General features: G+C 59.2%; 20 protein-coding genes. 13 read left to right on the plus strand and 7 right to left on the minus strand.

Going from position 1 to position 17,912, the window contains the following annotated elements; translation table 11 throughout:
- The first annotated feature begins 37 nt into the window (after positions 1–37).
- From QOL84_RS11735 to QOL84_RS11750, 4 genes are all read left to right on the plus strand, one after another.
- The gene (locus QOL84_RS11735; protein WP_129390704.1) at positions 38–1,540 is read left to right on the plus strand and encodes a purine-cytosine permease family protein; all 1,503 of its coding nucleotides are present in this window, start codon (positions 38–40) and stop codon (positions 1,538–1,540) included.
- Positions 1,541–1,757: 217 nt separating this feature from the next.
- Positions 1,758–3,137: a sodium:solute symporter family protein gene (locus tag QOL84_RS11740; protein ID WP_129390700.1), complete on the plus strand. Its 1,380-nt coding sequence runs from the start codon at positions 1,758–1,760 to the stop codon at positions 3,135–3,137.
- 85 nt (positions 3,138–3,222) lie between these two features.
- Positions 3,223–3,948: an MBL fold metallo-hydrolase gene (locus tag QOL84_RS11745; RefSeq protein ID WP_283437294.1), complete on the plus strand. Its 726-nt coding sequence runs from the start codon at positions 3,223–3,225 to the stop codon at positions 3,946–3,948.
- A gap of 43 nt (positions 3,949–3,991) precedes the next feature.
- On the plus strand, positions 3,992–4,240 hold the full coding sequence (locus QOL84_RS11750) for an acyl carrier protein (protein ID WP_158836264.1): 249 nt from the start codon (positions 3,992–3,994) through the stop codon (positions 4,238–4,240).
- Between the two features lie 89 nt (positions 4,241–4,329).
- On the opposite strand, the gene QOL84_RS11755 is transcribed toward QOL84_RS11750, so the two are convergent.
- Entirely contained in the window at positions 4,330–4,458 is a 129-nt protein-coding gene (locus tag QOL84_RS11755; RefSeq protein ID WP_003184145.1) for a PA1414 family protein, read from the minus strand.
- A gap of 142 nt (positions 4,459–4,600) precedes the next feature.
- A complete protein-coding gene (gene ptrR / locus QOL84_RS11760; protein WP_283437295.1) occupies positions 4,601–5,494 on the minus strand; it encodes a putrescine utilization regulator PtrR in 894 nt (297 codons plus the stop codon).
- 104 nt (positions 5,495–5,598) lie between these two features.
- Here ptrR and QOL84_RS11765 point away from each other — a divergent pair, with 104 nt between their 5' ends.
- Entirely contained in the window at positions 5,599–6,780 is a 1,182-nt protein-coding gene (locus QOL84_RS11765; protein WP_283437296.1) for an MFS transporter, read from the plus strand.
- Here the strand turns inward: QOL84_RS11765 and QOL84_RS11770 are convergent.
- From QOL84_RS11770 to QOL84_RS11780, 3 genes are all read right to left on the minus strand, one after another.
- On the minus strand, positions 6,725–7,657 hold the full coding sequence (locus QOL84_RS11770) for a DMT family transporter (protein ID WP_129390685.1): 933 nt from the start codon (positions 7,655–7,657) through the stop codon (positions 6,725–6,727). The genes QOL84_RS11765 and QOL84_RS11770 overlap by 56 nt on opposite strands.
- A 251-nt stretch (positions 7,658–7,908) precedes the next feature.
- On the minus strand, positions 7,909–8,325 hold the full coding sequence (locus QOL84_RS11775; RefSeq protein WP_283437297.1) for a DUF2177 family protein: 417 nt from the start codon (positions 8,323–8,325) through the stop codon (positions 7,909–7,911).
- Positions 8,326–8,439: 114 nt separating this feature from the next.
- On the minus strand, positions 8,440–9,276 hold the full coding sequence (locus tag QOL84_RS11780) for a CvfB family protein (protein ID WP_129390679.1): 837 nt from the start codon (positions 9,274–9,276) through the stop codon (positions 8,440–8,442).
- Positions 9,277–9,615: 339 nt separating this feature from the next.
- On the opposite strand from QOL84_RS11780, the gene QOL84_RS11785 reads away from it, so the two are divergent.
- From QOL84_RS11785 to QOL84_RS11795, 3 genes are all read left to right on the plus strand, one after another.
- Positions 9,616–9,804 carry a hypothetical protein gene (locus tag QOL84_RS11785; RefSeq protein WP_016985943.1) on the plus strand — a complete coding sequence of 63 codons (189 nt, stop codon included), beginning with the start codon at positions 9,616–9,618 and terminating at the stop codon, positions 9,802–9,804.
- Positions 9,805–10,021: 217 nt separating this feature from the next.
- Entirely contained in the window at positions 10,022–10,738 is a 717-nt protein-coding gene (locus QOL84_RS11790) for a TorF family putative porin (RefSeq protein WP_283437298.1), read from the plus strand.
- Between the two features lie 77 nt (positions 10,739–10,815).
- The gene (locus QOL84_RS11795) at positions 10,816–11,685 is read left to right on the plus strand and encodes a DUF6279 family lipoprotein (protein WP_283437299.1); all 870 of its coding nucleotides are present in this window, start codon (positions 10,816–10,818) and stop codon (positions 11,683–11,685) included.
- Positions 11,686–11,772: 87 nt separating this feature from the next.
- Here QOL84_RS11795 and QOL84_RS11800 read toward each other — a convergent pair whose 3' ends face one another.
- Positions 11,773–12,165, minus strand: coding sequence for a transcriptional regulator (locus QOL84_RS11800; protein ID WP_283437300.1), 393 nt, complete (start codon positions 12,163–12,165; stop codon positions 11,773–11,775).
- 175 nt (positions 12,166–12,340) lie between these two features.
- Between QOL84_RS11800 and QOL84_RS11805 the strand changes: the two genes are divergently transcribed.
- The 4 genes from QOL84_RS11805 (at position 12,341) to QOL84_RS11820 (ending at position 14,978) form a co-directional block, all read left to right on the plus strand.
- The gene (locus tag QOL84_RS11805; protein ID WP_283437301.1) at positions 12,341–13,075 is read left to right on the plus strand and encodes a DUF899 domain-containing protein; all 735 of its coding nucleotides are present in this window, start codon (positions 12,341–12,343) and stop codon (positions 13,073–13,075) included.
- A gap of 169 nt (positions 13,076–13,244) precedes the next feature.
- Complete coding sequence (locus QOL84_RS11810; RefSeq protein ID WP_129390663.1) at positions 13,245–13,520, plus strand: hypothetical protein; 276 nt, start codon at positions 13,245–13,247, stop codon at positions 13,518–13,520.
- A 261-nt stretch (positions 13,521–13,781) separates the two neighbouring features.
- Positions 13,782–14,366, plus strand: coding sequence for a C39 family peptidase (locus tag QOL84_RS11815; RefSeq protein WP_283437302.1), 585 nt, complete (start codon positions 13,782–13,784; stop codon positions 14,364–14,366).
- 12 nt (positions 14,367–14,378) lie between these two features.
- Positions 14,379–14,978 (plus strand): hypothetical protein, encoded by a 600-nt coding sequence (locus tag QOL84_RS11820; RefSeq protein ID WP_129390657.1) that lies wholly within the window; start codon positions 14,379–14,381, stop codon positions 14,976–14,978.
- Positions 14,979–15,034: 56 nt separating this feature from the next.
- Here QOL84_RS11820 and QOL84_RS11825 read toward each other — a convergent pair whose 3' ends face one another.
- Positions 15,035–16,375, minus strand: a complete 1,341-nt coding sequence (locus QOL84_RS11825) for a DEAD/DEAH box helicase (RefSeq protein ID WP_129390653.1) — start codon at positions 16,373–16,375, stop codon at positions 15,035–15,037.
- A 191-nt stretch (positions 16,376–16,566) separates the two neighbouring features.
- On the opposite strand from QOL84_RS11825, the gene QOL84_RS11830 reads away from it, so the two are divergent.
- Positions 16,567–17,865, plus strand: a complete 1,299-nt coding sequence (locus tag QOL84_RS11830; RefSeq protein ID WP_283437303.1) for a mechanosensitive ion channel family protein — start codon at positions 16,567–16,569, stop codon at positions 17,863–17,865.
- Positions 17,866–17,912 lie beyond the last annotated feature (47 nt).

Below are 17,912 nucleotides of genomic sequence, written 5' to 3' on the forward strand. Positions count from 1 at the left end.
ACGCACGATGAGCGCGCCTTTATGATCGGAGCAGATCATGAATAACAACAACAACGACCAAAGCCTTACGCAAATTGAAACCCACGGGGTCGAACAGATCCCGGACCACGAACGCAGCGCAGGCCCGACGGACTTGTTCCGGATGATCTTCGGCGGTTCGAATACCTTTGCCACCGCCGTGCTCGGCAGTTTCCCGGTGCTGTTCGGTCTGTCTTTTCAGGCCGGCGTCTGGGCGATTGTGTCGGGCGTGCTGCTCGGCTCGCTGATCCTCGCACCGATGGGCCTGTTCGGCCCGCTCAATGGCACCAACAATGCCGTGTCGTCGGGTGCGCACTTCGGCGTGCACGGGCGAATCGTCGGTTCGTTCCTGTCGCTGTTGACCGCTATCGCGTTTTTCTCGCTCTCGGTGTGGAGTTCGGGGGATGCGCTGATCGGTGGTGCAAAACGCCTGATCGGTCTGCCGGAAACCGACCTGACCCTGGGCCTGGCCTACGGTCTGTTCGCGATCCTGGTGCTGACCGTGTGCATCTACGGCTTCCGCTTTTTGCTGTGGGTGAACAAGATCGCGGTGTGGAGCGCCAGCCTGTTATTCCTGCTGGGCATCTTCGCCTTCGCCGGTCCTTTCGATGTGAACTACGCCGGTACGGTGAACCTCGGTCAGCCGGGCTTCTGGGCCGCGTTCATCGGCGCTGCGCTGGTGGCGATGAGCAACCCGATTTCCTTCGGTGCGTTCCTCGGTGACTGGTCACGCTACATCCCGCGTGACACCTCCAAGCAGCGGATCATGGCAGCGGTGGTGCTGTCGCAGATCGCCACGTTCATCCCGTTCCTGTTCGGCCTGACCACCGCGACCATCGTCGCGATCAAGGCGCCGGACTACATCGCGGCGAACAACTATGTCGGCGGTTTGCTGGCGGTGTCGCCGAGCTGGTTCTTCCTGCCGGTGTGCCTGATTGCGGTGATCGGCGGCATGTCCACCGGCACCACGTCGCTGTATGGCACCGGGCTGGACATGTCCAGCGTGTTCCCGCGTGTTCTCTCGCGAGTGAAAGCGACGTTGCTGATCGGCGTGCTGTCGATTGCCTTCATCTTCATCGGCCGATTTGCCGCGAACCTGGTGCAGAGCGTGTCGACCTTCGCCGTGCTGATCATCACCTGCACCACGCCATGGATGGTGATCATGATCATCGGTCTGCTGGTGCGTCGCGGCTTCTATTGCCCGGATGACCTGCAAGTGTTCACGCGCGGCGAACAGGGCGGACGCTACTGGTTCAGCCACGGCTGGAACTGGCGCGGTCTGGGTGCGTGGATCCCGAGCGCGGCGGTTGGCTTGTGCTTCGTCAACTTGCCGGGGCAGTTCGTTGGCCCGCTGGGTGAAATGGCCGGCGGCATCGACATCAGCTTGCCGGTGACCTTGGGCCTGGCTTCGGTGGTGTACCTGACGCTGCTGAGCCTGTTCCCGGAACCCCGGGAAGTGTTCGGCCCGAAGGATGTGCGCAGCCAAGTCATAGAAAAACCTGAACTGCGTCAGGCCGCCTGATCTGCACAGAAATTTGAAGGATTGGAGTTTTTGTGGCGAGGGAGCTTGCTCCCGCTCGACTGCGCAGCAGTCGCAAATCAGCGGTTGAGTTTCACTGAAGAAACTCGGTTGCAGGGTTTGGGGCCGCTTCGCAGCCCAGCGGGAGCAAGCTCCCTCGCCACAGAGAGACATTCGATTCAGCGTTCCACATAAAAAAGACAATCGGAGACACGCCATCATGGCTTTGGATTTATTCGTCGTCCTCATCTACGCCGCCGGCATGCTTTTGCTCGGCTATTTCGGCATGCGCAAGGCCAAGACCAACGAGGACTTTCTCGTTGCCGGTCGTAACCTTGGCCCAAGCCTGTACATGGGCACCATGGCCGCGACCGTACTCGGTGGCGCGTCCACCGTCGGCACCGTGCGCCTGGGTTACGTGCATGGCATTTCCGGTTTCTGGCTGTGCGCGGCACTCGGTTGCGGCATCGTCGCGCTGAACCTGTTCCTCGCCAAACCGCTGCTGAAACTGAAGATCTACACCGTTACCCAGGTCCTCGAAAAACGCTACAACCCGATGGCCCGCTCGGCGAGCGCGGCAATCATGCTGGCCTACGCGCTGATGATCGGCGTGACCTCGATTCTGGCCATCGGCACCGTGCTGCAAGTGCTGTTCGGCCTGCCGTTCTGGATCTCGGTATTGCTCGGCGGTGGCGTGGTGGTGGTGTACTCGGCAATCGGCGGCATGTGGTCGCTGACCCTGACCGACATCGTCCAGTTCATCATCAAGACCGTGGGCCTGATGTTCATCCTGTTGCCGATCTGCCTGTACCGCGTTGGCGGTTGGGACGAACTGGTGCTGAAACTGCCGGCGACTGCCTTCAGCTTCACCACCATCGGCTGGGACACGATCATCACCTACTTCATGATCTACTTCTTCGGCATCCTGATCGGTCAGGACATCTGGCAACGGGTGTTCACCGTCAAAACCGCCAAAATCGCGCAGTACGCTGGCAGCATCGCGGGCGTCTACTGCATCGTCTACGGTCTCGCCTGCGCGCTGATCGGCATGGCCGCTCACGTGCTGATCCCGGATCTGGACAACGTCAACAACGCCTTCGCCGCCATCGTCAAACTGTCGCTGCCGGACGGCATCCGTGGTCTGGTGATCGCTGCCGCACTCGCGGCGATGATGTCCACCGCCAGCGCCGGCCTGCTCGCTGCGGCCACCACCCTGACTGAAGACCTGCTGCCGAAACTGCGTGGCGGCAAACCGTCGAGCCTGCGCATCAACCGCCTGTTCACCCTGCTCACCGGTGTGGTCGTGCTGGGTATCGCGCTGGTGGTGAACGATGTGATCAGCGCCCTGACCCTCGCCTACAACCTGTTGGTGGGCGGCATGCTGATCCCGCTGATGGGGGCGATCTTCTGGAAACGCGCGACCACGGCCGGCGCCATCGCCAGCATGGGTCTGGGCTTTGCCACGGCGTTGCTGTTCATGTTCAAGGACGGTCTGGATGCGAACACGCCGATCTACTACAGCCTCGCTGTGGGTCTGGTGAGTTTCGTGGTGGTCAGCCTGATCTCCCCGCGCCCGGCGACAGTGGCGAGTGCGATCTAAGCTTTGATGTAACGACTTGATGCTTTCTTCGACGGGTGTGGCGTCGGTTGCCACACCCGTTTTTTTCGTCTGGAGAAAAGTGAATATGAAGATCGTTTCGCGCGATCAGTGGTTTGAAGTGCAGAGTTTGGGCGATGGCATTCGGCTGATTCACGAGCCGTATATCCGCCCGTTCTACCGTTGCAACCTCTGGCACATTCAAGGCCGCGACAAAGACCTTTTGCTGGATAGCGGTTCGGGGCTGGTCAGCCTGCGCGAGCAGTTGCCGTGGATTACCGAACGGCCATTGGTGGCAGTCGCCAGCCATTGCCACTTCGACCACATCGCCGGGCATCATGAGTTTGACGAGCGGCTGGTGCATCGCGCCGAAGCGGACATCCTTGCGGCGCCGGATGGCGAGAATGATCTGAGCCGCGCCTTCGTCGGTGACGACATGTTCGAGGCGCATCCGGATTGCCCGTTGTGCTACGCCGAATACCGGGTCAGAGCCGCGCCCGCGACCGGGTTTGTCGAGGACGGCGATGTGCTCGATCTGGGCAATCGCACGCTGCAAGTGCTGCACACGCCGGGGCACTCGCCGGGCGGGATCAGCCTGTACGAGGCGGCGACTGCAACCCTGTTCAGCGGCGACATCATCTACGACGGGCCGCTGATCGAAGACGCCTACCATTCCAATCTGCAGGATTACGCCACCAGTCTGCGACGTTTGCAGGCGTTGCCGATCCGCACCGTGCATGGCGGGCATTTCGGCAGTTTTGCCGGAGAGCGTTTGCGCTCGATGATTGACGAATGGTTGCGCGGGCACGCCTGAGGCCTGCTTCACTCAAGCAGAACAACTATCAGAAATATCTGCCATGAGAAGAGCTGCCGTGCGTGCCGCCGTGCACCGGTTCATCCGCCGCCTGCTGGAAAACCGCGAATTCAATGACCACACCAGCCTGGTGCAATTGGGTCTGGAGAAAGCCGATATCGAGGATCTGATCTTTCATCTGGAAGATGAATTCGGACTGACGGCGTTCACCGCCGAGGAAGACCGCATGCTCAAGACCGCGAGGACCGCGAATGACTTGAGCAGGTTCTTGCTTGAGATTGGTCGGCACTGAAAGCAAAAGATCGCAACCTGCGGCAGCTCCTACATTGATCCGTGTAGGAGCCGCCGCAGGCTGCGATCTTTTGATCTTTTATTTATGCACTACCGCCGACGAGGCTGGCGCCGACGCTGTTCGTCGTCCGTGCGGATCGGTACAGGTTGCAGAGGCGGTTCGATCAAGCCGAGGGCAACACCCAAATCATGCAGCCAGTTTTGAATTTTCTCTTTCATCGTCATGCCCCCTTCAGGGTGGTGCTGAGCGGCCGGAATTCTGAGGCCGCTTCGCACTGATAATAGTCCGAAGTCCTACGCAATGCTCGGCCAAATCCGCAATGATCTGTTACTGAATTGAACAGAGTCCGCTGGCATTGGTTCACGCTGTTTCGCGGGTTTCGATCTGAGCCGCAGGATAGACCGCTTGCTGCACCTCAACCCAGGCGTTCAGGTTGGCGCCGACCATGCCCTTGCGCCACATGAGCCACGTTGTCGCACCCACGAATGGCTCGGCCAACGGATGCACCGCGACGCTATCGCGCCCCGGCAGACTGGCGAGCATCGACTCCGACATCAGCGCCACGCCACTGCCGGCAATCACGCAGGCGAGCATGCCCTGATACGACTCGATCTCCATCGCCCGGCCCATCGACGCGTGGTAATGCGCAAACCACGCTTCCAGGCGCATGCGGTAGGAGCAGCCGCGACGAAAGGTGAACACCGAACGCCCCTCCACATCCCGGGCACTCGTGACTGGCGGATGATCGATTTCAGTGATCAGCACCAGCCGCTCCTCGCACAACGACACGCCATCGAGGCCGGCCAATTCCAGCGGGCCATCCACCAGCGCCGCATCCAGCCGCCCGGTGAGCAGACCTTCGAGCAACTCACCGCTCGGCGCCGACTGCACTTGCAGATTCACCGCCGGATACGCCTTGTGATAGCGCGCCAGCAACGCCGGCAAATGAATCGCCGCCGTGCTGTACATGGTGCCAAGGACAAAATCCCCCGCCGGCTGTCCCCCCATCACTGCCGCACTGGCCTGATCGCGTAATGCAAACAGTTTGCCGGTGTAGTCCAGCAGGACTTTGCCCGCCGGCGATAGCTGCAAGCGCTGACGCTCGCGCAGGAACAGTTCGACGCCGAGTTGCTCTTCGAGCTGTTTGAGCCGAGTCGACAGATTCGACGGCACCCGGTGCAGGCGTTCGGCGGCGCGGGTAATCGAACCCTCCTCGGCCACGGCCTGAAAAATCCGCAGTTGGCTGAACTCCACAACTTTCTCCAAAACAGAACAAGTTACTCACTATTATTCAATTTTAAAGAAAGTCAATCAGTCCTAGCCTGACGGTCATTACAGCTTTCTACGGAAATCCGACCATGTCACCACTGACGCGCCTGTGCGCCTGCTTCGTCGCCCTGATGATGGCCATGGGCATCGGGCGTTTCGCCCTCACCCCGCAAATGCCGCACCTGCTCAGCGAAGGCCAGTTCGACCTGACTGCCGCCGGTCTGATTGCCGCAGCCAACTACCTCGGTTACCTGTTGGGCGCGGTGGATGCAATGTTCGCGCATCGCCCGCAGCAAGTGCTGCGTCGGCTGCACGGTGGGCTGTGGTTGTGCGTGCTGCTGACGCTGGCATCGTTCTGGGCTGACGGGTTCTGGTCGCACCTGGTGTTGCGCTTCGGCACCGGGGTGGCGAGTGCCTGGGTGTTGGTGATGATCACATCGTTGAGTCAGCCGCTGGCGGCGGCAGCCGGTCGTCCGAGGCTGGGTGCGCTGGTATTTGCCGGACCGGGTCTGGGGATTTTTCTCACAGGCTTGCTGGCGCTGGTCTCACATCTGCTGCAGCAGACCTCGGCGACGTTGTGGCTGATTTATGCCGTGGCCGCATTGCTGATGCTGCTCGGGGTGTGGCGAATTCTTCCGCAACCGGTCGCCGCCGCATCAGTCGTCGCAGCTCACGTCAGTCCGTCGCATCGCGGTATCGGCCGTCTGGCACTGATCTATGGGCTGTATGGCGTGGGTTACATCATCCCGGCGACGTTTCTTTCGCAAATGGCCAATGCGCAGTTTCACGGGCAATGGCAGGCCGACCTGTTCTGGCCGTGCTTTGGTTTGGGTGCGGCGATCGGCGTGTTGCTGGTGAGCTTGCGCCGACATGACCCTGAGACCACACGGCACTGGCTGACGGCGACACTATGGCTACAAGCCGCCGGGGTGTTTGCCTGTCTGCTGGGCAGTGGCCTCGGTCTGGCACTGGGCGTAATTCTTTGCGGCACGCCGTTCCTTGCGTGCATGCAACTGGTGATGCAGCGCTCGCGAGAGCTGGCGCCGCACGCCACCCAGCGCAATGCCGGCATGCTCACCGCCTGCTTCGCCGTCGGTCAACTCAGCGGCCCCTTACTGGCGGCACTGAGCAGTCATTACAGCGGCAGTTTGCATCCGGCGTTGGTGATCGCCGGCAGCGGTTTGCTGATTGCCGGCGGCCTGGCGATGCAATCGGTCAGTGCTGGCCGAGCGCTTTGCGCAAACGCCGACGTACCCACTGCTCGGCGCTGACAAAGGTGATGCCGAGCAGCACCAGCACTGCGCCAACGACGAAGTTCAGGGTCAGTTGTTCGCCGAGCAGCAACACGCCGAAAGTGACGCCGAACAACGGCGTCATGAAGGAAAACACCGCCAGGTTGGCCGCCAGATAACGCCGCAGTAGCCAGAACCAGACCAGATAACTGAAGAACGATACGACCAGCCCCTGGAACAGCACACTGGCCACGGCCACGGGCGTCAGACTGACGTGGGTAATCTGACCGCTGAACAGTGCGATCAACAGCAGGCCGACGAAGCCGACGATCAACTGATAGAACAGGGTCAATGTCACCGGCGCTTCCGACAGCCGCGAGGCACGCACCACCACGGTGGTCGCGCCCCAACAGGCACCGGCCAATACACCGAAGGCGTCGCCCAGCAGCATGCGCCGGTCGAGGTTGTCCCACGACACGCCGCCGGCGAAAGCTATCGCGATACCGATGAACGCCAGCAGAATGCCCAGCCATTGCACCGGCCGCAGGCGCTCGCTGGCCAACAGAAAGTGCACCCCCAACGCGGTAAAAATCGGTGCGGTGTAGAGGAACACCGACATATGCGCGGCAGTGGTCAGCTGCAGGCCTTCGGCAATGAAGAAGAACTCCAGACCGAACAGCGCACCGGCGAGCAAACCACCGCGCCAAGTGTTGCCGACCTGATCCCAGCCGCCCTTCCAGCAGATCAACAGCCCGACCAGCAACGCGGAAATCCCCGAACGCGCGGCAGCCTGCATCACGGGTGCAATGTCCGGCGCGGCCCACTTGATCATCACTTGCTGCACGCCCCAGATCAGGCACAAGCCGATCATCACCTGCAAGGCAAAACGGTCGGCGTTACGCCGATCGACACTCACCGCAACACCTCGAACACACACAACATGGCAGGCCATCCAATGGTCAATAACAGTGCGGGGATTATCAATCAGTCAGACGGAAAAAGCCGTCTGAAAAAGACATTCAGTTCTTCAGTGGCGTCAGGGTTGAATGGCTGTCGGCTGCGCCGCCAATCGCTGGCAAGCCAGCTCCCACAGTGAACGGGTTGCTCACTGATTGTTTATTCAACACCAAACCCTGTGGGAGCTGGCTTGCCAGCGATGGCGTCAGTTCAATCGACGCGGGTTAGATCAGCTCCAGCAAACCGCCTCGCCAACAAAAACCCGACGGTACAGGCCAGCGCAGTGGCAAACGTCCCCCACGCCCAATCCAGCAACGTCACCTGCACTGACCAGCCGCGCAGCGTCGCCCAATTGGTCAGGTCGTACGTGCCATACGCCACCAGCCCGAGCAACGCGCCCATCTTCGCCGCCCGCTGCCAACTCAGCGCCGGCAGCACCACAAACACCACGCAACCGGAAACATACAGGCAATAAAAAACCGCTGCGGGCACCAGCAGCGGTTTTTCCAGCATCAGCGAACCGAGCAGCTCGCGATAGGTCGGCGCCATCAGCAGGCCGAGCCAGATGCCGTCGAGCAGCAGAAACGTCAGCAGCGTTGCAACATAGGCAATCAGTGCCTTCTTCATAGCAGCTTCCTCATGTAGGAACTGCCGCAGGCTGCGATCTTTTGATGTTGCTTTTAAAAGACAAGATCAACAGATCGCAGCCTGCGGCAGCTCCTACATCGGGCCAGCGGTGGCTCAGGTTAGTTCAATGCGATCGGCGTGGATGACGATCTTGCCTTCCTTGTACAGCGCACCGATGGCCTTCTTGAAGTTGCCTTTGCTGACGCCGAACAGGCTGCTGATCAGCGCCGGATCGCTCTTGTCGCTGACCGGCAGGGTGCCGCTGTTGTCACGCAACTTGGCGAGGATCTTCGAGTTCAGGCTGCTGGCCGCTTCCTGGCCAACCGGTTGCAGGCTCAGGGCAATCTTGCCGTCGGCACGCACTTCCTTGATGTAGCCCTTCTCGCTCATGCCGGCGCGCATGAACTTGAAGATTTCGTTCTTGTGGATCAAACCCCAGTGCTTGTTGTTGATGATCGCCTTGAAACCCATCTCGGTGGCTTCGGCAACCAGCAGGTCAACTTCCTGGCCCTGGCTGTAGTTGGCCGGGGTCTTGTCGAGGTAGCGATCCAGCCGCGCGGTGGCGGTAATGCGGCGGGTGTGCTTGTCGAGATAGACGTGCACCACGCAGTATTCGCCGGCGGTCATCTGCCGTTTCTCTTCGGAATACGGCAGCAACAGATCCTTCGGCAAACCCCAATCGAGGAACACGCCGATGCTGTTGACTTCAACAACTTTCAGGCTGGCAAATTCACCGACCTGAACTTTTGGTTTTTCAGTGGTAGCGAGAAGTTTGTCTTCGCTGTCCAGGTAAACAAATACGTTGAGCCAGTCTTCATCTTCGCTGGGAATATCTTTAGGGATATAACGGTTGGGCAAAAGAATTTCGCCGTCGGCACCGCCGTCCAGATATAAACCGAAGTTAGTGTGTTTAACCACTTGCAAACTGTTGTAACGCCCGACTAAAGCCATTTCCAGAACCCTCATTGCGTGGGCGGCATTCTACCCGGTTTTGCCTGCAAGGTTCGCCGGCTGATCGGCGCTTTGCGGGAAATCCGCGCAAAGCCTTGAATTTCCTTGATCACCATCACGGCGCTGCCGCCCGTCAGTCGGTTATGCGCCCTCGCGACAGATTGCCACACCGCCAGGATTCATTAGTGTTCTTATTTAAAACAGCAGGTTAGCGGGTTATTTCGAATATTTAATCGAGAATAATGCAGCACGCCGCTTGGTTATTCCGGGGGATATTTACCAAGCAATTGTCAAGTTATTCCTGTACGATGCCTGGCCGAGTTACTTTTCTACAGGTTAATGGCCGCCATGCGTGTAAAAGCATCCACCAGCAAAGCAAAGCCAGCTCCAGCCGTTGAAACCAGCGAATCGATCAACGATCAGATCGCAGCGTTCCTCAAGTCCGGCGGCGAGATCCAGCAAATTGCCAAAGGCGTCAGTGGCCAGACGTTCGGCCCGTCCAAGCAGATCAGCCTGGGCAAGAAGTAACACCCGGTTTTACACCCGTCCAGAGGCGCTTTGAGCTTCGAAGCGCCTGGACTGGCACCGCGAAACACCCTCCCCGCTTAAACAAATCAAATACCAAAAATTCTGAAAATCGACGAACGGCCATCAATGCCGAACATTCGCCGGTATCCTTGCACGCGTCTGGATCAAGCGTTTCAGCAGGCCCGCCGTCCTGCGCTCGCTGTTCATGGAGTGACGCATGCGCAAAACATCCTGTTTATTACTCGTTGGCCTGCTGGCCGGTACGACCGCACACGCGCAGGTTTTCCAGCGTGAAATGGGCGACTTCGACCTCAAGCTCGGCACCACGCCAACGCGCAGCATGGCCCAGGGCCTGGTCAAACCCTCGGCGGCCGGGTCGTTTCATGGCGGCCTCGATCTGAGCCACGACAGCGGCCTCTATGTCGGCCAATACGCACCGAGCATGGGCATCACGCCGGGCAAGAATCTCGAAATCGATTCCTACGTCGGTTTTAAACAACCCTTCGATCAAACCCTCGGCTACGAAGTCGGCATGATCCACTACAGCTATCCCAGCGTGGAAACCCTCGACAGCCAGGAGCTGTTCGGTGGCCTGACCCTGCTTGGCAGTCGTTTCGGCGTGGCTTTGAGCAACGACCCGGATAAACAGAACAACACCCTGTTTGCCGACCTTGGCGGCAATCAGCCGTTCGGCATTGGCGTCAGCATGAAATACACCACCCACCAATTGAACACGCCAGTCGCCGTGGACGGTGGTTATGTCAGCAGTTTCACCGATTGGTCAGTACAACTGTCGCGGCCGTTCATGGGCGTCGACCTTGACCTGATCTACAGCAACTCCAGCCTCAGCGGCAGCGATTGCTCGGCCTATTCCGGGCACAACAGCCAGTGCGACGGCCTCGTCACCCTCAAGGCCGAACGCGCGTTCTATTGATCGGCTGAACTGCCGCGCGCATCCTGCATCACATAAGAATCAGACTTTCGAAGCCAGGCCAACGCAAGGATTCGCCCATGTCTCGCTGGTTCAAACACATTGCCGTTCTGCTGACCTTTACCCTCGCCCTCGGCGCCTGCAGCCGTGTCGGCCTCGCCTATCGCAACCTCGACGTGATCATTCCCTGGACGCTCAGCGACTACGTGGACATGAACGGCGAGCAGAAAGACTGGTTCAACGAGCGTCTCAAGGAACACCTCACTTGGCATTGCACCACGCAACTGCCGGGCTATCTCGATTGGCTCGATCGCCTGCAAACGATGGTCGAGAGCAATCAGGTCACCGACGCCGCACTGCAGGCGCGTACGGCGGAGGCCAAAAAAGCCATCGCCGAAACCGCGAAGGAAATCACCCCGTCGGCCATCGAATTGCTGCAAGGCCTGGACGACAAGCAGGTGGCCGAAATGAATGATGCGTTTGCCAAGGATTTGCGCAAACGCCAGCAGGAATACCTCAAGCCCCCGCTGAATCAACAAATCGCCGAGCGCGGCGCACGCATGGACAAGCGCTTGAACGACTGGCTCGGACCATTGAGCGCAACTCAGGAACAACGAGTGATGGCCTGGTCGACCGCTTTGGGTGATCAGAACACCCAATGGATCGCCAACCGTGAGCATTGGCAGAAGCAATTCAGCGCCGCCGTGGCGCAGCGCAAAAGTCCCGAATTCCCAAAGAGAATCGAGACGCTGCTGGTCAATCGCGAAAGCTTGTGGACAGCCGATTACCGCAAGGCCTACGCCGATACTGAAGCGCAGGCGCGCGCGCTGGCGGTGGATTTAATGGCCGAGAGTACGCCGCAACAGCGGCAGCGGTTGTTGAAGAAGATCGAGGGGGTGCGTAAGGACTTCAATGACCTCAAATGCCTCAAGGCCGCGAAGCAGAATTAGAAGATCAAAAGATCGCAGCCTTCGGCAGCTCCTACACCGATCTCTGTAGGAGCTGCCGAAGGCTGCGATCTTTTGCCCTGTGGAGGATCAGGCGATCTGGGCTTTTGAGGCCACTTGGTCAAATGTCGCCTCGGCCAGCGCATCTTCCTGCTCATCCAGCACCTGACGCGGATGGTCATTGCCGGGAATGCTGCTGTCGATCAGGCTCAGCAGGCTCGAACCGCGTGGCGTCAGGACAAAATTGTTGCCGGTGCTGCCCTCTTCATCCGGACGCGGTGCGATGTAGCCACGCAACAACAGCAAGCGTTCATAGTCGCAGGCCAGCGTTTTCAGATGGTCAAGGTTGTCGATCGGCTCGCCGGCGCTGGCTTTCGCTGCGGCGTAGTCTTCGGCGTAGGCACGAGGGGCAAAACTATGGCCGGCGCTGTTTTGCACTTCATGCAGCAAGCGCTCAATCAAATCCCAGTTATAAGTCGTCATCCTGATTCAACCTCCGGTGCGCGTGATTTATGGCGCGTTCATAGGTTGTGACCGGAGCTGCTCGCAGCCGTTCAGCCGCATGTTGCGCGACGACCGACCGGCGGTCTGTCGATTTGCCGGAGGGTTAAACGACTAATCTGAAACAGACGGTTTCAACCCCGCAGGAGAAATCATCATGAACGTTGAGAATCATCCGGTGGTATCGCGCGAAGAATGGCTCGCCGCCCGCAAACAACATCTCGCCGACGAAAAAGCCTTCACCAAGGAACGCGACCGCCTCAGCGCCGCACGCCGTGCGTTGCCATGGGTAAAAGTCGACAAGGACTACCATTTCCAGGGTCCGAACGGCGAACTGAAACTCGCGGACCTGTTCGGTGAACACAGCCAATTGGTGGTTTACCACTTCATGTTTGCCAAGGACTGGGAGGAAGGCTGTCAGGGCTGCTCGTTCCTCAGCGACCACATCGACGGCGCCAACCAGCATCTGGCGCATCACGACATTGCGCTGGTGGCTGTATCCCATGCGCCATTCAACGAGTTTCAGGCGTTCAAACAACGGATGGGCTGGAAATTCGACTGGGTGTCGTCAGAAGGCTGCGACTTCAACTATGACTTCGGCGTGTGCGCCCGTGCCGACGATGTCGCGGCGGGAACGGCTACCTACAACTACGAAAAAACTGACAGTGCCGAGGAAGAAATGCCCGGGCTGAGCGTGTTCTATCGCGACGCAAATGGCGACATCTTCCATACCTATTCAACCTATGCCCGTGGTCTCGACATGCTGGTCGGCGCCTACAACTACCTCGACCTCACGCCCAAGGGCAGGAATGAAGACGAGATCATGGAATGGGTTCGGCATCATGATCGGTACGAGGGAGCGACAAAGTCCAGTTGCTGTCACGCAAACTGAGTGCCTTTTGGGGGAGCGCGCTTGCTCGCGAAGACGACGCCTCATTCAACATTGATAGCGCCTGACACGACGCTTTCGCGAGGAAGCTCACCCCCACAGATTCTGAACTTTTCGTCAGCTTCAGCCATCAACCGGTTAACCCGCCTTAACCGGAACTGAGGCCCTCCCCATGAAAACCCTGATCAAGCTCACTCTCGCCGCCACTCTTGCCTGCGCCCTGCCCGTCTGGGCCTGTACGCCGGAAGAGGCCACCGCCAAACGCGAACAACTGGCCAAGGAAGTTGCCAAGCTCACCGAACAGAATCCGGCCAAGGCCAAGGAGATCAATGCCGAGTTGCAGAAGATGGATCTGGGCACCGCCAGTGCGGATTTGCCGGACAAGTGCCAGTTGATTGATCAGCGGTTGAAAGAGCTGGATTCGGCCGAGAAGAAGACCGAGGGCTAATAGCAAAATCAAAAGATCGCAGCCTGCCGCAGCGCCTGCACAAACCCCGTAGGAGCTGCCGCAGGCTGCGATCTTTCGACCTTGAAAATGCATAAATGCATTTATTTATTTGCACAAACGCATATCCATGACTAGGGTTACATCGAGCAAGGAGATCGGCACCCGCCATCGGAGATGGCAACCCTTTAACGCCGATCGCTCTGTAATACCGCAACCCCCACACAAGCTGGACGCTTGTTTTCATTCATGGAGGATTGAAAAATGATAACCACTGAAGCAACACACTTTACCGCCGAGACACTGCCAGGATGTCTGCTTGGCCGATTGCTCGACCCGCAACTGGTCGAGGTCGAAGCGGCTGAAAAAATCAGCGCTCTCGCCGCTGGCAGTCTCAACTTCAACATGCAGCAACAGACTCAGACCAACTGGTGCTGGGCCGCCGTTTCCGCCTCGGTCGGCAACTATTACGGCACCGGCAACTGGACTCAGTGCGGTGTCGCCAGCACCCAGCTGGACCGTAACTGCTGCAATCAGCCGGGGCCGTGCAACGTCTACGGCTACCTGGATTCCGCTCTGCAAACCACCCGCAGCTACAACGGCATGAATCAGGGTTCGCTGCAGATGTCGGCCATCCAGAACCAGATCAGCATGGGCCGCCCGGTCGGTCTGCGCTGCGCCTGGTACGGCGGCGGCGCGCATTTCCTGACGATCTACGGCACCAACGGCGATTACGTTTTGGTCGCCGACTCGATCTACGGCTATTCGACGCGTGCGCTGAATGCCTTTCCCCGTGCTTACAACGGCGGCGGCAACTGGACTCATACCTACTTCACCGTGAAAAACTAGGAGGGCGACATCATGCAACTGACTTATCCAAAGGCGCCTTCCAACGGCGTACAGACTTTGCGCCCGGCGCTGCAAGCCGCGCTGCAAACCCAGGGTTTTGGTGCCAATCGGCAGTTCGCCAATGCGGCGCCGGCGAAGATCAGCCTCAGCGAAGCTTATCGGGGCTATTCGCTCAGTCTGGATGACCTGAGCAATGGCAAAGGTCTGAAGGATGCGCGAATCGGCGACTGGCATTATTTGGTGTTTGCCGATGGCGTAACGATTGCCGATGCGCAACTGGCCGAGGTTCGCGGGCATGTCGAGTTCGCCTCGTTGAACCATGGCGATCACGCCGCCGCTGCGGTAGGTGCGCTGAAACTGGCGGAACAAGCACCGCAGCTCCAGGGCAAAACCGTCGAACTGCGCGTGCTGTTCGTCTCGGCGCTGCACGTTGTCGCGATCTGGCTGCATGGCGACGGTGAGGATGTGCTGATCCCGATCGAACCGACGCCGAAAGCATTCGGGGTCATGCAGCTGCACGGCGAAGCGGCATTGCTCGCGGCGTTGAAACCGGCAGCTGATCAGGCCAAGCGACGCTTCGACGCCGACACCAGCGGTCAACTCGGCAATTGATGGAGGAAAAAAAACCCGGACATTGTCCGGGTTTTTTTATGCACGCTTGAAACGCCTTACTCAGCCGCAGGCTCTGCTGGCTTACGGCGCTTGAGCGGTGCCATGCCGTCGCTGCTGACCAACGAGTCCGGCTTCGGACGGTTGGCGCTCTTGCGCTTGGTCGGCGTCTTGGCGGCAGTTTTCTTCTTGTCGCCCTTGGCGTCGGTCTTTTTCTTCTTCACGCCAACGGCTTTGCCCGAGGCCTTGACCTTCTTCGGCCCGCCGTAGACGCCTTTGACTTCCTTGATGGTGCGGCGCTCGAAGCTCTGCTTCAGGTAGCGCTCGATGCTCGACATCAGGTTCCAGTCGCCGTGGCAGATCAGCGAGATCGCCAGGCCGTCGTTGCCGGCACGACCGGTACGACCGATGCGGTGCACGTACTCGTCGCCGCTGCGTGGCATGTCGAAGTTGATCACCATGTCCAGACCATCAACGTCCAGACCACGGGCGGCAACGTCGGTGGCCACGAGAATCTTCACGCCGCCCTGCTTCAGACGGTCGATCGCCAGTTTGCGATCCTTCTGGTCTTTCTCGCCGTGCAGCACGAACGCTTTGTATTCCTGAGCCACCAGGCGGCCGTAGATGCGGTCGGCCATGGCGCGGGTGTTGGTGAAGATGATCGCCTTCTGATACGTCTCGTTGGCCAGCAGCCAGTTCACAATCTGCTCTTTGTGCTGATTGTGGTCGGCGGTGATGATTTGCTGACGGGTGGTCGAGTTCAGCTGGCTGACCGCGTTGAGCTGCAAGTGCTCAGGGTTGTTCAGCACCTTGGCGATCATCTCGCGCAGGCCGGAACCACCGGTAGTGGCCGAGAACAGCATGGTCTGCTGACGGTTCGGGCACTCATCGACCAGACGCTGAACGTCTTCGGAGAAACCCATGTCGAGCATGCGGTCGGCTTCGTCGAGCACCAGCACTTCGACTTCTTTGAGGTCGAGGTTGCCGGCGTTGAGTTGCTCGATCATCCGGCCCGGGGTGCCGATGAGGATGTCCGGCACTTTGCGCAGCATCGCGGCCTGAACCTTGAAGTCTTCACCGCCGGTGATCAGGCCGGACTTGATGAAGGTGAACTGCGCGAAGCGTTCAACTTCCTTCAAAGTCTGCTGGGCCAGCTCGCGAGTCGGCAGCAGGATCAGCGTCTTGATGCTGACGCGGACCTTGGCCGGGCCGATCAGGCGATTGAGAATCGGCAGAACGAAAGCGGCGGTCTTGCCGCTACCGGTTTGCGCAGTCACCCGCAAATCACGCCCTTGGAGCGCCAGCGGAATGGCCGCGGCTTGCACAGGCGTTGGCTCGACAAATTTCAGCTCGGCCACAGCTTTAAGCAGGCGTTCGTGCAGGGCGAATTGGGAAAACACGGGTGCTACCTCGAAGATATGCAAAAAAACAGCTGCATAGGTTACCGGTTTCGAGCGCTCAGGCCGAGTTTCTTTATGCAAACGGACGCAATCAGTGGCTTTTTTGTTGCTCGATTTGTCTCCAACGGTAATACACCGCGTCTTAAATGCTCTAATCGCCCATCGCGTCTTACAGAAGAATCGTTGCTCATATGGATTTCAAACAGCTCTGGCTCAACGCCCAGGACCTCTGGGGCACTCTCGAACAGCATCCGCTCTTGCAGGCCGGTCTGGCTCTGACGGTGTTGCTGGTGATCGCGTTACTGCTCGGACGAGTGGCGCGTTATCTGATCCTGCACGCCAGCCGCATGCTCGGTCGCCAGCCGGCGCTGCACTGGATCAATGATTTTCGCCACAACAAGGTGTTTCAGCGCCTGGCGCAGATGACTCCGTCGCTGGTGATCCAGTTCGGCCTGCATCTGGTGCCGGAACTGAGCAAGACCGCCATGACCTTCCTCGGCAACGTGGCGTTGTCGTTCACCATTCTGTTCCTGCTGCTGTCGGTCAGCGCCCTGCTCAATGCACTGCTCGACATCTATGCACGCACCGAGCACGCACGCACACGCTCGATCAAAGGCTACGTGCAACTGGCGAAAATGGTTTTGTACGTGTTCGGCGCGATCATCATCGTCGCGACATTGATCGACCGCTCGCCGCTGTTGTTGCTTTCGGGTCTGGGCGCGATGTCGGCGGTGATTCTGTTGGTCTACAAGGACACTTTGTTGTCGTTCGTCGCCAGTGTGCAGTTGACCAGCAACGACATGCTGCGGGTTGGCGACTGGATCGAAATGCCGCAAGTCGGCGCCGATGGCGACGTGGTCGACATCACCTTGCACACGGTCAAGGTGCAGAACTTCGACAAGACCATCGTTTCGATTCCGACCTGGCGCTTGATGTCCGAGTCGTTCAAGAACTGGCGCGGCATGCAGCAATCCGGTGGACGTCGAATCAAACGCAGCCTGTTCATCGACGCCAGCGGTGTACGGTTCATGCGCGACGATGAGGAGGAGAAACTCTCGCAGGTGCACCTGCTGACCGACTACATGAGCCGCAAGAAAGCCGAGCTCAAGGCTTGGAACGAAGCCCAGGGCAATGTCGCGGCGATGTCGGCGAACCGTCGCCGGATGACCAACATCGGCACCTTCCGGGCTTACGCGTTGGCGTATCTGAAGAGTCACCCGGAGATTCAGCCCAACATGACCTGCATGGTCCGCCAGATGCAGACCACGGCGCAGGGCATTCCGCTGGAAATCTACTGTTTCACCCGCACCACGGCGTGGGCCGACTACGAGCGCATTCAGGGGGATATTTTTGATTATCTGCTGGCGGTGCTGCCGGAGTTCGGGCTGAGTTTGTATCAGCAGCCGAGTGGCGGGGATTTGCGCTCTGGCCTGCTGCCAGCGGTGCTCGGCGCGGCCAGCATCCCCGAGCCGCAAAAACACCTCCTGTAAAACACAATTCCCCTGTAGGAGCTGCCGCAGGCTGCGATCTTTTGACT

Source organism: Pseudomonas helmanticensis, assembly GCF_900182985.1.
Taxonomy (GTDB): domain Bacteria; phylum Pseudomonadota; class Gammaproteobacteria; order Pseudomonadales; family Pseudomonadaceae; genus Aquipseudomonas; species Aquipseudomonas helmanticensis.

Excerpts from the sequence above, each read along its gene's own strand:
- QOL84_RS11800 (WP_283437300.1), bottom strand. The coding sequence starts at position 12,165 with ATGACGACTTATAACTGGGATTTGATTGAGCGCTTGCTGCATGAAGTG.
- QOL84_RS11780 (WP_129390679.1), bottom strand. The coding sequence starts at position 9,276 with ATGGCTTTAGTCGGGCGTTACAACAGTTTGCAAGTGGTTAAACACACT.
- QOL84_RS11790 (WP_283437298.1), top strand. The coding sequence starts at position 10,022 with ATGCGCAAAACATCCTGTTTATTACTCGTTGGCCTGCTGGCCGGTACG.
- QOL84_RS11830 (WP_283437303.1), top strand. The coding sequence starts at position 16,567 with ATGGATTTCAAACAGCTCTGGCTCAACGCCCAGGACCTCTGGGGCACT.
- QOL84_RS11775 (WP_283437297.1), bottom strand. The coding sequence starts at position 8,325 with ATGAAGAAGGCACTGATTGCCTATGTTGCAACGCTGCTGACGTTTCTG.
- QOL84_RS11805 (WP_283437301.1), top strand. The coding sequence starts at position 12,341 with ATGAACGTTGAGAATCATCCGGTGGTATCGCGCGAAGAATGGCTCGCC.
- QOL84_RS11785 (WP_016985943.1), top strand. The coding sequence starts at position 9,616 with ATGGCCGCCATGCGTGTAAAAGCATCCACCAGCAAAGCAAAGCCAGCT.
- QOL84_RS11740 (WP_129390700.1), top strand. The coding sequence starts at position 1,758 with ATGGCTTTGGATTTATTCGTCGTCCTCATCTACGCCGCCGGCATGCTT.
- QOL84_RS11815 (WP_283437302.1), top strand. The coding sequence starts at position 13,782 with ATGATAACCACTGAAGCAACACACTTTACCGCCGAGACACTGCCAGGA.
- QOL84_RS11765 (WP_283437296.1), top strand. The coding sequence starts at position 5,599 with ATGTCACCACTGACGCGCCTGTGCGCCTGCTTCGTCGCCCTGATGATG.
- QOL84_RS11820 (WP_129390657.1), top strand. The coding sequence starts at position 14,379 with ATGCAACTGACTTATCCAAAGGCGCCTTCCAACGGCGTACAGACTTTG.
- QOL84_RS11750 (WP_158836264.1), top strand. The coding sequence starts at position 3,992 with ATGAGAAGAGCTGCCGTGCGTGCCGCCGTGCACCGGTTCATCCGCCGC.
- QOL84_RS11810 (WP_129390663.1), top strand. The coding sequence starts at position 13,245 with ATGAAAACCCTGATCAAGCTCACTCTCGCCGCCACTCTTGCCTGCGCC.
- QOL84_RS11755 (WP_003184145.1), bottom strand. The coding sequence starts at position 4,458 with ATGAAAGAGAAAATTCAAAACTGGCTGCATGATTTGGGTGTTGCCCTC.
- QOL84_RS11795 (WP_283437299.1), top strand. The coding sequence starts at position 10,816 with ATGTCTCGCTGGTTCAAACACATTGCCGTTCTGCTGACCTTTACCCTC.
- QOL84_RS11735 (WP_129390704.1), top strand. The coding sequence starts at position 38 with ATGAATAACAACAACAACGACCAAAGCCTTACGCAAATTGAAACCCAC.
- QOL84_RS11745 (WP_283437294.1), top strand. The coding sequence starts at position 3,223 with ATGAAGATCGTTTCGCGCGATCAGTGGTTTGAAGTGCAGAGTTTGGGC.